Below are 14,911 nucleotides of genomic sequence, written 5' to 3'. Positions count from 1 at the left end.
ATGCTATGGACCCGAGGTCCACGGCTTGGCGGCCATAGAGGACAGTCTCGTCTGGGTGGTGGGTGTCGCACACCTTTCCCAGGGGGGCGATGCCAACGGTTTTGTCTTGCATTCTCCGGATGGTGGCACAACCTGGAGGTGGCAGCTGTCAGTCCCGTTCAGGGCGCTGCGCGACGTGTCCTTTGTCAACAGCGTGCGCGGCTGGGCAGTTGGCGACAGCGGTACAATTGTGAGCACCTCGGACGGGGGAGGGGTCTGGGTCCGCCAGGCAAGTGGTGTATCAGCCACACTGTGTGCCGTCTGCTTTGCCGATAGCCTATGGGGGTGGGTAGTTGGGACCGATGGCACGGCTCTCCACACTACTGACGGGGGCGTCGCGTGGCATCCGGTGACGGTCCCTCAAGCGACATACGTAGACGTGTTTTTCGTTGACCGTCTTCACGGTTGGCTGCTTGAATCCAGTCGCTCGGTTCTTAGAACCATCGATGGAGGAAACTCCTGGCAGGAGGTGAGAGTTACCGACCTGGACTTTCCTCTTACCTCGCTTTTCTTTATTGACAGCCGTGAAGGTTGGGTTGCACTTGGCAGACTCCCCGGAGGACTGCATGGACGGCAGGCTCCTTCCCTGTTTGCTACCACCGATGGCGGGGAGACGTGGGTAACGCACGTGCTCCCCTTTGCACCCGCCGGCAATGACGTGGTCTTCGTGGGCAAAGAAGCGGGCTTTCTGGCTGGCGCAGAAGGTACTATCCTTCGCACCGCGGACGGCGGTCAGGAGTGGCACCCTCTCATGCCAGTCCCCGCCAGAGCGCTCCGCAGGGTCTATTTCGCTGACCACCGCCATGGATGGGTGACTGGCGACAGACTCTGCGCACTGCCGACGGAGGGGCAACCTGGCAGCCATGCCCCTATGTGCCTTGGTTGTCCATGTTCTCGTCCGATACCCTCCACGGATGGGCATTAGGAGATAGTGTCTACTATACTGCGGATGGAGGGGTCACGTGGGTATCCCTCCCTCCCCCTGTACCGGGCACGCCGATAGCGGCCTTCATTCTCAATGACAGCTTAGGGTGGATCTCGTATCTGTCCCCGGGGCAGTCCTTGCTCGCTCGCACCAGTGATCGCGGTCGGTCGTGGCAGATAAACGACTCACTACCACTGGAGATACGGAGTCTGTTCTTCGTGGACTCCTGTTGTGGGTGGGCCGTAGGAAACAGGGGCTTGTACGCGGACGTGTGCTTTACGGCGGATGGCGGTGCTTCCTGGATAGAGCAGTATCGTGGGTCTGCACCCTATTGCTCTTTCGAGGATGTCTTTTTCGTGGACCCTGTGGCGGGTTGGGCAGTAGGTACCGCGCGTTCGATCCGGACTCTGGATGGGGGCAGGAGCTGGGAAGAGTGCGGGCCCTTTGGCCCCTGCGTGCATTTCGTTACCCGGGAGGAGGGCTGGCTCGCCGGCTACTGGACAGTGGATGGGGGCAGTACCTGGCAGCGCTTGGCGAGCAGCGAGGAGGAGGCACGCTTCTTCTGCAGTGACCTGTATTTCCTGGACAGCGCCCATGGCTGGGCAGTGGGGATCGGTGCCTCCATCTATCGCTGGGTTTCCGGCCTCAATGTGCCCGACAAAGGCCTAGTTCGGCTCCTCGAGAGTTTCGAGTTAGCGGCGTACCCGAATCCGTGTCCAGGCGATATGATGATCATCCTTACGGGAGGAGAGGGCAAGCCCACGGCGCTTGAGATCCGTAATGTCTCGGGCCGGCTCGTGCGGCGCCTAGTGGTGCCCCCGGGTGGGACACGGTCCAGGGCAATTCCATGGGACGGAAGGGATGAGCGAGGGGCGAAATGCCCCGCTGGCGTCTACCTGGTGGGATTGGACAATGACCCGGCCCGCGCCAAGCTGAAGATCCTTCTCCTTCATTGAGGGCCGGGATGGCAGGGAGATAGTGCAACTGAGAACGGGGACGAAGGGAGAGACGCAACCAGACGACACCCCCCGTGGGCCTTCGCGCGCTTTGGCCGACTGGGAGATCAGGCGACCAACGCTCCGTAGGTTGGATGACCTGACCCGGGCTGACGGGTGCTTGCCACCGGAAGCATGCGCCCAGAGGAGAGGAGGTGCGCTGTTTTCATTCTGGGGGGACAGGCGCGAAAAAAGGCCTTGATTTTGGCGAAAATTGTTGTATATTATGAACCGAAATCGCGGGGTGGAGCAGTCTGGTAGCTCGTTGGGCTCATAACCCAAAGGTCGGTGGTTCAAATCCACCCCCCGCTACGAGCAAGGGCAGCTCGCGAGGCTGCCCTTCTTATTTTGGGCCGAATAGCCAGCAAGAATGCGAAGAAAAAGCTTGCATTCTTGGCACTTTCTTGCTACATTTAGGCCGCAATTGTTGGTACACCGAAGTACTGTATGTCAGCCCTCTGTTGTACGCGCAGTAGTGCCGCGGGGGAGGAGGCGAGGGCGCGGCGAACGGGTGGGCGAGATGCTCTCGCGGTCCGCCGAGCGTTCCGAACAGAGCTGCAAGACTCCGGTTGTACTGGTCAGTCTCACTGTTTTGAAAGGATTTTGCAGCATGGAACAGGGAGTGGTAAAGTGGTTCAACGAGGCCAAGGGGTACGGGTTCATTACCCGCGATTCTGGTGGCGATGTGTTTGTGCACTACCGCCAGATTGAAGGGGAAGGATTCCGCAAGCTGAGCGAAGGCCAGCGTGTCCAGTTCGACATCATGGAGACCCCCAAGGGCCTGCAAGCCACGAACGTCTCGGTCATCTGACCGCGACAGTATCCCGCACACCCCGACGCCTTCCGCGTCGGGGTTTTTTTTCCTACTCCTGTGAGGGCTCCCTGCTGACTGATGAGGTATGGCTCCTGAACAGCGCGACAGCACGTATGTTGAACCGCCCTATCGGCTGACCACCATCGAACAGATCCGCGCTGCGATTAAGACGCCACCGCCGGGCTTCACCCGGACCCATATGGGGCGGGTGCAGCGACTTGCCTCCCAGGTGCGTCTGCAGTCTCCGCCGGCCCTTTCGGTCCTGCCGCAGACCATCACGCTGCGGCTCTATCAATTCCGCACCCAATTGGTGCGAGTGTCGCAAATGGACATTCGCACCTCCGCCGAGTTGTCACTTGAGCGCGACCCCGCACTGTTTGCACCCTACATGCCATTCGTGCAACGTATTGCCCGGGAGTCCGACCTTGTTTCTTTCTTGTCCAATCTCCTTGCCGATGAGGCCGATGGCGGCCTATTACCTGGCAGAGTTCGTGATCAGCTGCGCGAACAGCTGACCCAGGCGCGATATCACCTGGTGGTGCGGACGATGGCCAACCACCTCAGGTCCCTGTGCAAGGCGCTCTTGAAGTCTGGTGCGGGCGATCGGGAGCAGGTGAGGAAGTTTCGATTCTTGTTGCTGGCGCACACGCTCTTTGCCGTCGGCAACGACGATGTGCTGAACCTTATTCGCAAGGGATTGGACGAGGGGCCGAATTCGGTGACCCTGCACAATGGCATGGCGGAGCTTTTGTTCCGCCGCGTGCCGATTATGTTGTACAAGCGCGTATTGCGCCCCCAGGCCCCCATCGAGAGTTTTGTGCGGCGGCTGGAGCATATGCGTCTCACTGTCTACCAACGGAACGCTCTGACCACGATGGTCCGAGCTGCCGCGGACCAGGAGACGTGGGCCCGCCGGTTGCGTGCAGCTGAACGCGCCGCCCGCACCTTCCAAATCCCAGAGGATGAGCAGGTCCGTCTGCTCGGTATGCTGGGCAACCTCCAGGTGGAACTGACGCGCGCACATCAGCTTTTCGAAGAGGTGGTCCTCGAACAACCCCTTAGACCCCTCTGCGCGGCATACCGCCAGCACCCCCTGGCCCTTGGCGTGAAGGTCCATTTCACGGTGCAAATGCGTCGTTTCCTGTGCACGGCAGAGCGGCTGGTGCTCTATCCGACCAAGGACTACATGGACCTCCTGAAGGGACGGTTTTCCTCCGACTGCACCAGTGAGGCGAAACTTGCCCTCGCTCACCTCTCTGAGCCGCGTTTTTTCAACATGCGCATTTTCCGCAACCAGGAGTGGATTGGGAACTTTTACTGCTTGGATCTGGGCGACGTTGCCAAGGCGATTGTCATCGATCGCATTCAGATCCCAAGGACTGTCCCGGCAGTCTACCACCAATTCTTCCCTGTGCTAAGTCGTGCGTTCGAGCGGGTCTTGCGCAAGACGCCTTATCGCTACGTGATGATAGCCCCGGACGTGAGCAACCACCTCCATGTGCGTCGGCTGTTGGCGGCATACATACGCTCCCGGCGCCCGAAAAGCCTCGAGCTGACAGATCTCCCCGGACTGAGGAGGTCTTTCGAGTCCTTTTCCGGCGAGAGGCCTCGCTTTTACGTGCTCGTAGACCTTGAGGAACTGCAACGCGCCAGACAAGAGGCCAGGCGCTCACGCCCTGTCTGAACGCACAAAAAGTGGTGGCATTTCTCCGCAAACACTCTTATCTTTAGCTTACTGGAGCAGCGACGGGCATTCTTATCGCATAAGACTAGGAGGTATACGCTATGGCATCACCGCTCCAAGGGTTGAATCCGAGGCTGCTGTGGGAACACTTTGACCAGATCAGAAAGATTCCCCACTGCTCGGGGAACGAGAGGGCCCTGGGGGACTATGTCCTTGCGGTGGCGGCAAGGCATGGGCTGACGGCGGAACGTGATGAGGTGGGCAACATCGTCGTGCGCAAACCGGCTACGCGCGGCCGGGAAAAGGCAGAGACAGTGATTCTGCAGGGGCACTTGGACATGGTCTGCGAAAAGAACGCAGCCGTGCGCCACGACTTTGGCAAGGATCCCATCCAGGTGAAGATTGAGGACGGCTGGGTGCAGGCGCAGGGGACGACGCTCGGCTCGGATAATGGCATCGGCGTAGCCGCAGCCCTGGCGGTCATGGAGGAGACTTCACTGGTGCACGGCCCGTTAGAGTTCCTGTTTACCGTCGATGAAGAAACAGGACTGACCGGTGCTCGGCACATCAAGCCGGGCTTTCTCACCGGCAAGAAGTACCTAAACTTGGACAGCGAAGAGGAAGGTGTCTACACCATCGGGTGCGCAGGAGGCGCAGACTCGGTGCTCAAGCTGCCGCTGCGCTACGTGACGGCGCCTGCGGGCCAGGCACTAAGGGTGCAGGTGGACGGCCTGCGCGGGGGGCACTCTGGCCTCGACATCAACACCGGCAGAGCCAATGCGCTGAAGGTGCTCACACGGTTGCTGTGGCGCCCCGATGGCTCCTACGAGTACGCGGTGAGCGCCTGCGGCGGCGGGAACAAGAGGAACGCCATCGCCCGTGAGGCCTGGGCCGAAGTAGTCGTGCGCCCCGACAAGGTGGACCAGTTCACCGCGAACGTCAACAAGGCGGCCGAGGAGGTCAAGTTCGAGTTTCGCAGCGTAGAGCCTGGGCTCCGTGTGACGGTGGAGAGGCCGTCGTCGGTGCCATCGCGGGTGTTAGAGACGGGTAGCTGGCAACGTCTCCTCAACTCGCTTTTCGTGTTGCCCCACGGAGTGTTGGCCATGAGCAGGGAGATTGAGGGCCTGGTGGAGACTTCGAACAACGTGGCCACCCTTGCTTGTGAGGAGAGCCACGCGGTCATTCAGATGAGCAGCCGCAGCTCGGTGATGTCGGCGTTGCAGGCGGTGCGCAATCGGTTGAAGGCCTTCGCGGAGCTGCTGGGGGCAGAGATCGAGCAGCCAGCCGGGTACCCCAGCTGGACTCCCAACGTGCAATCGCCCCTGTTAGCGCTCATGCAGGAGGTCCACCGCCGCGTCTTTGGCAAGGAAGCGCAGGTGATGGCGGTTCACGCCGGCTTGGAATGCGGCATCATCGGCGAGAAATTCCCTGGCATGGACATGATCTCCCTCGGCCCCACGATCCAGCACCCGCATTCACCTGAGGAAAGGGTGCACATCAAGTCGGTGGAGAACTTTTGGGCCCTGCTCACCGCCGCTCTGGCCCGGCTGGCCGAGGCCTAAAGAGCCACAGGCAGTAGTCATGGCCACAGTGGGGCACCACCACGTAGCGCAGGCGAAGGCCTTTCTGTGCTGGGAGCGCTTTCCTGGCCTGGCCATCCAGCTGGTTCAGGTGGAGGGGCCTGTGTCGTACTTCTTCGCACCACGGGCAGACCGGCCGGCGATCGTGGTCTTTGTACCAGCGCAAGGCGATTGCCGCGATGCCCTCTTTTTGCTCTTTCACGAGGTGGGCCACTATCTGCAGTACCTCGAACTTGTAGCCGCAGGACGGGAGGCCGAATACTGGCGGTTGGTGGACTTGCCTTCGGGCCAGGAGAGGCAGCGTTTTGAGTCGGAGGCGTGGCAACGGGGAGAGGAAGTGCTTGGAGAGTTCGTGCAGAGCTGTCTGCCCGACCGCGTGGATCTTCTGGCAATGTACGCGGAGTGCGGGCGCGAAAAGGCGGCCTCCTACGCCCATGTGCCTGCGGAGGGGCGCCCCTGAAAAGTGGGGACGGCCCCGGAGATTGCCGCGCCCGTTCGGACCCCCTCTCGGGGCAGGAACAGGAAGCATCTGGCCAAAGGCCCGGTGGTTCAGCGGCGCTCGGTGAAGCGGATGATATGCCCGTCCGGGTCGACGATTTCAAAATACCGTCCCAGCCGGGACTCCCGCGGCGTGGTGAGCACGTGGGCGTCCTTCTTGGTGCGCAACTCGTTGTAGGCCGCGTCCAGATCGCCGGCGCTGAAGCCGAAGGCAAAGCCGTGCTTCACCGGGCGCTCGTCCGCAAGCTCCGGCCGCTCCAGCTGCAGGCACAGTTCGATGCCCCCCAGGGTGAGAATACAGAGGTCGGGGTGGCGCATCTTTACCCTCGCCCCCAACACGCCACGGTAGAAGGCGACGGCCTCTTCAATGGATCGCACTGCGAGCAGGATCCGGTCGAGAGAATCGGGCATGGCCGAGTCCTCCTCCGTTGAGTTCGGGTCATGCCGGCGCGTGGAGACCCCCCTTGGTGCGCTATAGCGCCGGTGCGCTCCTGGGTGTCACGCAAAGGCCGCTGCGGGGTCAACGCATTGTGATTTTATTGTACGAACTTCTCACATCAATGTCAAGCAATTTCTTCTCAGGAAGAAGGGCCGGCGCAAAGTCGTGGTCCAGCCACATCGCACCCCCCGAGCCGATTCCGCGAAACAGAGCTCGGGCAAGAGGCCGCCGATGAGCAAGAAGGCCATATCATGCACAAAAGGTGGTACGGAGGGACAGCCATGAGGAGACAGGCGGCGGGAAGCATTTGTGCTCTGTTCTGTATCGTCGCGGTCCTGGGCGCGCAACCGCGTCGGATGACCTTCGCGGACCTATTCCGCTTTTCGCAGGTAGCGAGTCCGCGGTTATCCCCCGATGGGCGCTTTGTGCTGTTCGCGGTTACCAAGGCCGACTGGGACAAGAATACCCGGGTCACGCACTTGTGGCGTGTGGCCACATCCGACGGCGAGCCGGTGCAGATGACACGGGGCGACAAGAGCTGCACCCAGCCGCGCTGGAGCCCGGACGGCAGAGTCATCTCCTTCATCAGCAGCCGCGACGACAAGGCGCAAGTGTACCTAATGCGGGCCGATGGCGGTGAGGCCTGGAAGCTGACAGCGCACACCACGGCGGTGGGTAGCTACGAATGGTCTCCTGACGGCGAGCGCATTTACTTCACGGCGCCTGATGCGGAGCCGGAGGCAGTGGAGAAGCGGCGCAAAGAGAAGGACGATGCCTATCTGTATGGCCAGACGGAGAAAAACGTACATCTGTGGGAGTTCGACATTCCCCGTGGTACAGAGCGCCGTCTTACGCAGGGGAACATGTCCGTCCGGACCTTTGCCGTGGCGCCGGGGGGCCGACGGATCGCCTTCATCGCCGCGCCGACTCCTCTGGTGGATGACGATCCGAAGAATGAAATCTACTTGCTTGAGCTCGACTCCCTGACCGTGCGCCGATTGACCACCAACCAAGCCATTGAACGGAGCCTGGCGTGGCGACCCGACGGCAAAGCCATCACCTTCCAGTCCGACGCCAATGAGAATCTTGAAACCTACTACCAGGACTCGATTTTCTTGCTGGACCTGGCCACGGGTGAGGTGCGAGACCTTCTGCCCGGCTTTCGGTGGCAGGTCTTGGAGCACTTTTGGGGTGGCAAGAAGAGGGACACCATCTACTTCACCGCCAACATGGGCGTAACCACTCAGCTCTTTTCCCTTAGTCCGGCCCGTGGCACATGGCAGCAGCTGACTGATGCCGCAGGCGTTATCGGCGGCCTGCACTACGTGGCCGAGGTAGAGCGACTGGTGTGCACCCGTTCTGACCCCTACAACCCGCCCGATGTGTACCTTGCACAGTTGCAGGGTCCAGCCTTCCAGCGGCTGACGCGCATGAATCCGCTGGTGGACTCTTTAGCTCTGGCCCGCTACCAGGTCATCCGCTGGCCTAGTTACGACGGCACCACGGTGGAAGGCATTCTCATCACCCCGCCCGACTATGACCCGGGCAAGACCTATCCCTTGATCCTGCAGATTCACGGTGGACCGGAAAGCTCCTACCAGCTTGCCTTTTCGGTCAGTTGGGCCACCTACCCCCATGTCCTTGCCGGCAAGGGGTACGTGCTCTTGCAGCCAAACTACCGTGGGTCAACGGGCTATGGCGACGAGTGGATGCGGGCCATCATCGGGCACTACTTTGAGAAGGATGTGGATGACCTGCTGAGTGGCGTGGACCATCTGGTGGAGCGAGGCATCGTACACCCGGAGAGCCTGGCCGTGCATGGCTGGAGCGCCGGTGGCCATTTGACTAACTGGCTCATCACGCACACGCAGCGCTTTCGCTGTGCCTCTTCCGGCGCCGGCTGCGCCAACTGGTTTAGCTTCTACGCCCAGACGGACATGCACTACATTCGAGAGATTTGGCATGCCTCCTCTCCGTACCAGGCAGTTGACTTTTGGCTCGACAAATCGCCCGTGCGCTACGCAGCTGCGGCACGCACGCCCACCTTGCTGTTCTGGGGGGAGAACGACAAGAGGGTGCCTTTCCCCCAGGGCCAGGAGATGTATCAGGCATTGCGGTATTTCGGCTGCCCGGTGGAGATGGTGGTATTCCCGCGCGCCGGTCATGGTCCGGGAGAGTTGCGGCATCAGATGCACAAGATGAAAAAAGAGTTCGCGTGGTTTGAGCACTACCTGCGAGGCAAAGAGATGCCCGCCTCGCTGGACGAAATCGAGTAGCTTCGCAGTGGACAAGGAGGATACGGGCTATGGCACGGGTTAGCAAGACCTGGTTAGGAGTGAGCCTGCTTCTATTCGTCCTTGCTGTGTTGTTCTCGTCCTGCGGCAAGCCCCCAGAAGCGGATCTGGCGGCCAAAGCAGCGGAAGTGGACAGCGTGTGGGTCAAGGGGCTGAAGACCTCGCGCAACTATGACAGCCTCCGGACGGCACAGACCGCACTTGCGCGTCGCTACACTGAGCGGGTGAGGCTGGCAAGGGTCAGTGGCGAGGACCTGTTGGCCCTTGGTTCACTCTATCAAGTGCTGGGCGAGTACGGCAAGGAGCAGCAGGCGCTGGAGAAGTACCTTGCCGCACGGGGGCCGCAGGACAGCCTGGCGGCCATTAGGTTGCTGCAAAGCTATCTGTACGCCGACAGCCTCCAGAAGGCCGAGGCGTTTGCCCTGCAGCACATGCCCGCGATCGGCCTTCAGCCGGACTTTGGTCAGTGTCTCGGCCTGGCCTACGGGTTCTTTGATGCCGGGGATTTGCAAAAGGCGGAGTTTTGGGTCGATGCCGCGCTGCCGAAGTCCCCTGCGGACCAGAGGTATTCGGCCGTAAGCTTCAAGGCGGAGATTGTTGCCGCGCGGGGAGATATGCGCGAGGCGATGAATATTCTCAAGAAAGAGATCGCCGCAGCCAAGGGCGATGAACGGGCTGCCGGCTACCTGCGCGCGACGCAGACTAGGCTGGCCTTGGTGGGGACCAAGGCTCCTGCTTTTCAGGCCAGCCAGTGGATCGACGCCCAGCCATTAAGCCTGGCGGGCCTGCGGGGCAAAGTGGTCCTATTGGACTTCTGGGCGCCTTGGTGCGGACCGTGCCGCGCTACCTTTCCCCACCTGAAAAAGTGGTATGCCGATTACCACGAGAAGGGCTTGGAAATCATCGGTCTGACCAAGTATTACGGCCGCTTCAACCAACTGGGCCAGAACCTCACGGACCTATCCCCAGCCGAGGAGCTGGAATGGATCAAGAAGTTCAAAGCGCACCACGAAATCCCCTTTCCTTACGCTGTGGCGAGCGCAGAACAGGCAAAGGCCAACTTTGATGCCTACGGCGTGAAGGGCATTCCCACGGTGGCCGTGATCGATCAGAATGGGGTGGTGCAATTGATCGTGGTGGGGTCTGGCGAGAACCAGGCGAAGAAGATCGAGCAGAAGATTAAAGAGCTCCTGCAGGCCTAAAGCCAGGGCAAGGAAAATGACTCGGGGCGCGTAGCTGCGTGTGGAAGCTGCGCGCCCCGTCTTGGCAAGATCGTTCCTGCGGTCCCCGGGCCTCGACTGCCCAAACTTGCCGCAGCTTTCTGCTTCATTGCCCTATCGCTTCCTTCCACGGCTCAAGGACAAAATTGTCCTTGAATGACCCCATGGCACGGATTTGGTAGGAACGATACCCCTCGTCGCTCTGCGCGAGGTCGAAGCAACTGGAGCTATAGCCGGAGCTGTAGCGGTTGTATGCCCCCACGATTTTGTTCATGATGCTCGGGCCGTTGTGCGGATTGTCCCGGGCCTCCAAGTAGCAAAAATAAAAGTGCATAAAGCCATAGTAGAGGGTGCTGGAGATCGAGCAGTACCCTTTGCTGTCGAAAAAGTTCTTGTTGAGGAGCACGGTTTCGTCGAATGAAGAGCGGGCCAGCTGGGTGATCCCCCAGTCGTCCAGTTTGTTGTACGAGCCACCGCTCACGACCACGAAGAACCAATCCTTGAACCGCAGGTAGTGTTGCCACTTGCTTTCCTGCCAGGCCAACGCTTTGAGCGCGCGCAAGAACAGTCTTCGTTCCTGGCCCTTGAGGACGTCCCCAAAGTCTGCAAGCAGTGTTTCGCCGATGGTGGTGATGAGAGTGTCCACCGCGCGGTAGTAAGCGCGCCGCCGCACAGGGTCCTGCCACTGTTCCGGCGTCAAGGCAAAATCAAGCTCGATCATTCCCTTGCACTCGCCCGTGATGTCCGCCCAGGCGGTGCCTCGGTCGCCCCTGATCTCGGGGCGGAGAAGCCAGCGGTCGAAAAGGTCGTAGACCCTGGTTTTGCTGCCGATCCCTTCTGCCTCGAGCTTGCCCGTGGGGGTGGCCAGGGTATCGTCGCGCGGCGAGCCGGAAAAGTCGCGCATCCAGCGGCTGGCGGGTTCAAGGAGCCACGGGGTCGGTTCGGCACGCGCTGCCGCTACCACATCCGCGTGGGGTCGCGGGCGTGCCGGCGATGCTCGATGGGATGTGGCGCACGCCGCCATGAGCAAAACTCCTATGCCCAATGCCACGCCTACGCAGGTGAAAATGTCGCGGACACGCCTCCACCGTATCATCGATTCTGTCCCATGCAGTTAGTCTCCCGTTCAGCGTCACTGCCTGGTCTTGAGGGCCCCCATCGGTGCTTCAGCGACCCAGCGGATGGCGCACTAAATGAGCCAACGGTCTAGCACCACCAAGGTCAATGGCTTATGCCAAACGTGAACAGGTGCACGCTGTTGAAAAGGCCAAAATCCTGAAACGCATAGTCGATGCGCATGGTGGAGCCGCCCCAACTCTGTCGCAGCCCTATGCCGGCAGTGAGTCCGCGCTCGTCATAGTTGCCCATGTAGCCGAGACGCACGGTGAGCGTTTCGTGCAGCGTATATTCGGCCCCGACCTTCAGCTTCTCTTTGAAGTCACGCGGGTGACGCGATTCAAAGCCAACCTGGAGGTCGTGCTCCTGCAGATCGACCAGCAGGAACGAGAGGGGATTCACACTGAGCGCAAAGCTGACTGCGAACGGCAGGGGGAATTTGTCCCGCTCGTAGCGGATCTCGCGCGACACGTTCTGGATGACGGCCCCAAAGCGGATGCCGTGGTAGGCAAAGTCATACACGGCGCCCACGTCCACGGCTGGCTCGCCGTGTGCATATGACTTCTGCGCGGTGACCAGGTTGGGGTCATTGACGTCGGAGCCGGCGGTGGCCACCCACGCGTCGCCCAGGTCCTGGTAAGCGTATTTCAGGTGCACCCCGTAGGAAAAGCGGTCACTGACGCGCTGGGCAAAGGCAATGCCCAGGCACCACGCCGAAGGGGAGAAGACGCCCGTGTCGATGAACCCATGCTCATTGTCGGCGCGGCGCGTGCCGTAGAACTCACCATAGTCCATCATGATGGCATTGACGCAGATGGTGCCCACGCGTGGCAAGGCAACCGCGGCCGCTGCTGAGGTGTGGTTGATGTCAGCGATCCCCTTGGTGTAGTTCAGCGCCACGTCCCATCGACCGTCGATCCATGCCAGTCCGGCAGGGTTCCAAAAGGCCGCGTTTGCAGTGCGGGCAGTGGCGACCCCCAAGGCCCCGCGACCCACCGCCTCGGCGGAAATGGGGTTTTCCAGGAAACGGAACCCCACTTGCCCCTTCTTGATGATCTGGCTCTGCGCAGGCAATGCTGCCATCATGAGCATTATGGCCAATAGCACCATTCCTCTGTACTTCATGGCCTTCTCCTCGCTTTAGTGCCCCCAAACTCTACCGCACCAGCACGAACTTGACGAACTGGTCCGGCAGGGCATGACCATCGACGTCCTCTGCCTCGGTCACGGCTAGCACGTAGATGCCGCTCGTCACGTACTGGTTGGCGTCAGTGCGCTGATCCCACACCTCTTGATCGGTCCCGAAGTGGTCGATGCTAATGATCTGGTCGCCTGTCTCGGTGAACACGCGCAGCTTGCACTTGTAGGGCAATTGCGTGAAGAGGATGCGGTCTGGTGCACCCGGAAAGCCGAGGCCCCCGGCCCTGATGGAGGCCGGATTGGGCACGACGCGCACGCGCTGGGTGGTTGCTAGTCCGGCTTTGAATGGTATAGCTGGCATTGCGGAGCGATTGGCAAAGCGCGAGCTCTCCAGCTTTTGCCCGGGGAAGAGCCCGTCGCGGTTCTGTGTGCCGTCGTCCACTGCGGTGACGGCATAGTAGTAGCTGACCCCGCGCGTCACCGCGGTGTCCACGAACGTAGTCTGATTGCGGTTGGTGGTCTCGAAGATGAGCTGCCAGCGCTCGCCGCTGTAAGCATCTTGCGGGTCGCCCACGTACGAAGCCCCCTTCTTGCGATACACGCGCCAAGCGTACCAGTCATCCACCCCTGTGTCTGGATCCTTGAAGTAGGAGGGATCAGGGTACGACCATCTTACGACTACACGGTCGGCGTCGCTTATGACCTCCAAATCTGGTGGCGGCGGTGGATCGGGGATGTCCAGCCCACGACTCCACGCCCAGTAGGCGCGATCGAGAACCTTGAACAGGGAGTCACGGCCGCTGAGCACCCAGGTGTTCTTTTCCTGGTCAGATATCTGGCCGGCAAACCACGCTTTGCCAATGCTGTCGGCCATGTCCCAGGAGAGCGAGCCAACGCCGATGGCATAGACCACCGTGATGGAATCATACCGCCCGATGGCAGCGTTCTTGGTGAGTCGATAAGGTCCGACGGTGACAAAGCGCATTGGCCCCTTTTCCGGACTGGTTGCCCACCCTTCGGTGATGATGTCCTTGGGGAACTTGCCCCGACTGTCGTGGCCGATGTAGGTGTCGCGCAGGCCAAAGTCGCGCCGCCCCCACAGGTCCTTGACGATACCGGCGTGGGGCATGGCGTAGGGCTGGGCTGGGTCGTCGGCAGGGTCAATGGGGGAGCTGCAGGCGTAGAGCAACGCGTAGCCAGGTACTTGCGGCGAGATGAGGTGACCTGTGGTTCGGTCCGGGTCACCGGTGTGGTCTCGGCTGCCATTGGGATAAGCAGCGCTGCCGCCCAGCGTCGAGTCCCAGTAGTACGCCACTTTCAGCGTATCCCGCGGCCGGCCGGTCACCAGCTGCGACTTGCGCGCAAACCAGCTATCCAGGTCGTCCTCCCCCTCATACGCGAAATGGCCAAACACTTCGTACTCGCCAGCTTTCGAAGGCCCGAAACTAAAGGCTACCGGCCACCACAGACGGATGGTTTGGTCGGGGAAAAAGTCTTCCGGCCCAGGGTTTTCGATGGGACGTCTGGTCTCGCCAGTGAACTTGTAGGTGCCTTTCCAGATGATGTAGTCCTGGTGGTTGGGATTGCTGAACGCATAGACCTCCACGTGCGTGCGAATGCCCCAGAAGGGCAGAATATCCTCCCAGATCGCCGCAATATCGGGCTTCAGCTTTGGGTCCACCTGCCAGCGGTACTCGCGGTACAGCGGCACACCGTCCACGGTCACGTATGGCGGGCGATAACGCCTTATCTCCATGGACCAGTCGTTGACCCCGTTGCTCACGAAGGGGGTAGGTATAATCTTCCGGTTTCCCCTCTGGTCCACACAGCCGCTGTCGTCGAGGCAGATGGGGTTGAAGATCTGGTAGAGAAGCTGTGAATGCCACTGGTCCTGAGGATAAAAGAAGATCTCTGTCTTTTCAGGGCCGGTGCCGGTGAGCATCCAGCTGTACTGGGTGGTAAATTGCCCTTCACCGTTCAACTTTTTCATGTCCAGCTTGATGGCGTTGACGTCGATGAAGAGCGGCGGGCCGTTGTAGTCCTTCTGTGGCAGGGCCGAAGTGGCCCAGAGGCTCAGCATCAGTGCCACCAGCCCCACACGCAACAGTTGTCGCCTCATCTCCTTTTCTCCGACTTTTAGGTGGTGGGCCTCGAACAGCCCTTTATG

Annotated in this window: 12 protein-coding genes and 1 tRNA gene; 9 read left to right on the top strand and 4 right to left on the bottom strand. The window is 60.7% G+C overall.

The annotated features are described in order from the left end of the window. From ONB25_11445 to ONB25_11415, 7 genes are all read left to right on the top strand, one after another. Positions 1-964: YCF48-related protein (locus tag ONB25_11445; GenBank protein ID MDZ7393497.1), on the top strand; the 964-nt coding region annotated here is incomplete at its 5' end. 257 nt (positions 965-1,221) lie between these two features. Further along, positions 1,222-1,920, top strand: coding sequence for a hypothetical protein (locus ONB25_11440; GenBank protein MDZ7393496.1), 699 nt, complete (start codon positions 1,222-1,224; stop codon positions 1,918-1,920). Between the two features lie 277 nt (positions 1,921-2,197). Beyond that, positions 2,198-2,271, top strand: a tRNA-Met gene (locus ONB25_11435). Between the two features lie 298 nt (positions 2,272-2,569). Continuing rightward, positions 2,570-2,770 (top strand): cold-shock protein, encoded by a 201-nt coding sequence (locus tag ONB25_11430; protein ID MDZ7393495.1) that lies wholly within the window; start codon positions 2,570-2,572, stop codon positions 2,768-2,770. Positions 2,771-2,858: 88 nt separating this feature from the next. After that, positions 2,859-4,457, top strand: coding sequence for a hypothetical protein (locus ONB25_11425; protein MDZ7393494.1), 1,599 nt, complete (start codon positions 2,859-2,861; stop codon positions 4,455-4,457). Positions 4,458-4,558: 101 nt separating this feature from the next. Next, complete coding sequence (locus ONB25_11420) at positions 4,559-6,019, top strand: aminoacyl-histidine dipeptidase (protein MDZ7393493.1); 1,461 nt, start codon at positions 4,559-4,561, stop codon at positions 6,017-6,019. 19 nt (positions 6,020-6,038) lie between these two features. After that, complete coding sequence (locus ONB25_11415) at positions 6,039-6,497, top strand: hypothetical protein (protein MDZ7393492.1); 459 nt, start codon at positions 6,039-6,041, stop codon at positions 6,495-6,497. An 89-nt stretch (positions 6,498-6,586) separates the two neighbouring features. Here the strand turns inward: ONB25_11415 and ONB25_11410 are convergent, their stop codons facing one another. Continuing rightward, positions 6,587-6,946: a VOC family protein gene (locus ONB25_11410; protein MDZ7393491.1), complete on the bottom strand. Its 360-nt coding sequence runs from the start codon at positions 6,944-6,946 to the stop codon at positions 6,587-6,589. Between the two features lie 309 nt (positions 6,947-7,255). On the opposite strand from ONB25_11410, the gene ONB25_11405 reads away from it, so the two are divergent. Continuing rightward, positions 7,256-9,250: a S9 family peptidase gene (locus tag ONB25_11405; protein MDZ7393490.1), complete on the top strand. Its 1,995-nt coding sequence runs from the start codon at positions 7,256-7,258 to the stop codon at positions 9,248-9,250. 29 nt (positions 9,251-9,279) lie between these two features. Further along, positions 9,280-10,470, top strand: a complete 1,191-nt coding sequence (locus ONB25_11400) for a redoxin domain-containing protein (protein MDZ7393489.1) — start codon at positions 9,280-9,282, stop codon at positions 10,468-10,470. Between the two features lie 124 nt (positions 10,471-10,594). On the opposite strand, the gene ONB25_11395 is transcribed toward ONB25_11400, so the two are convergent. The 3 genes from ONB25_11395 to ONB25_11385 form a co-directional block, all read right to left on the bottom strand. Further along, entirely contained in the window at positions 10,595-11,584 is a 990-nt protein-coding gene (locus ONB25_11395) for a hypothetical protein (GenBank protein MDZ7393488.1), read from the bottom strand. A 125-nt stretch (positions 11,585-11,709) separates the two neighbouring features. Next, complete coding sequence (locus ONB25_11390; GenBank protein MDZ7393487.1) at positions 11,710-12,729, bottom strand: PorV/PorQ family protein; 1,020 nt, start codon at positions 12,727-12,729, stop codon at positions 11,710-11,712. A gap of 31 nt (positions 12,730-12,760) precedes the next feature. After that, positions 12,761-14,863, bottom strand: coding sequence for a hypothetical protein (locus ONB25_11385; GenBank protein ID MDZ7393486.1), 2,103 nt, complete (start codon positions 14,861-14,863; stop codon positions 12,761-12,763). Positions 14,864-14,911: the final 48 nt, after the last annotated feature.

The sequence above is a fragment of the candidate division KSB1 bacterium genome (assembly GCA_034506335.1).
Classification (GTDB): domain Bacteria; phylum Zhuqueibacterota; class Zhuqueibacteria; order JANLFK01; family Oleimicrobiaceae; genus Oleimicrobium.
This window is presented reverse-complemented; position numbering and strand designations above follow the sequence as displayed.

What these genes read in the sequence shown, in the direction of transcription:
- ONB25_11430 (MDZ7393495.1), top strand. Translation starts at nt 2,570, where the DNA reads ATGGAACAGGGAGTGGTAAAGTGGTTCAACGAGGCCAAGGGGTACGGG.
- ONB25_11425 (MDZ7393494.1), top strand. Translation starts at nt 2,859, where the DNA reads ATGGCTCCTGAACAGCGCGACAGCACGTATGTTGAACCGCCCTATCGG.
- ONB25_11420 (MDZ7393493.1), top strand. Translation starts at nt 4,559, where the DNA reads ATGGCATCACCGCTCCAAGGGTTGAATCCGAGGCTGCTGTGGGAACAC.
- ONB25_11415 (MDZ7393492.1), top strand. Translation starts at nt 6,039, where the DNA reads ATGGCCACAGTGGGGCACCACCACGTAGCGCAGGCGAAGGCCTTTCTG.
- ONB25_11410 (MDZ7393491.1), bottom strand. Translation starts at nt 6,946, where the DNA reads ATGCCCGATTCTCTCGACCGGATCCTGCTCGCAGTGCGATCCATTGAA.
- ONB25_11405 (MDZ7393490.1), top strand. Translation starts at nt 7,256, where the DNA reads ATGAGGAGACAGGCGGCGGGAAGCATTTGTGCTCTGTTCTGTATCGTC.
- ONB25_11400 (MDZ7393489.1), top strand. Translation starts at nt 9,280, where the DNA reads ATGGCACGGGTTAGCAAGACCTGGTTAGGAGTGAGCCTGCTTCTATTC.
- ONB25_11395 (MDZ7393488.1), bottom strand. Translation starts at nt 11,584, where the DNA reads ATGATACGGTGGAGGCGTGTCCGCGACATTTTCACCTGCGTAGGCGTG.
- ONB25_11390 (MDZ7393487.1), bottom strand. Translation starts at nt 12,729, where the DNA reads ATGAAGTACAGAGGAATGGTGCTATTGGCCATAATGCTCATGATGGCA.
- ONB25_11385 (MDZ7393486.1), bottom strand. Translation starts at nt 14,863, where the DNA reads ATGAGGCGACAACTGTTGCGTGTGGGGCTGGTGGCACTGATGCTGAGC.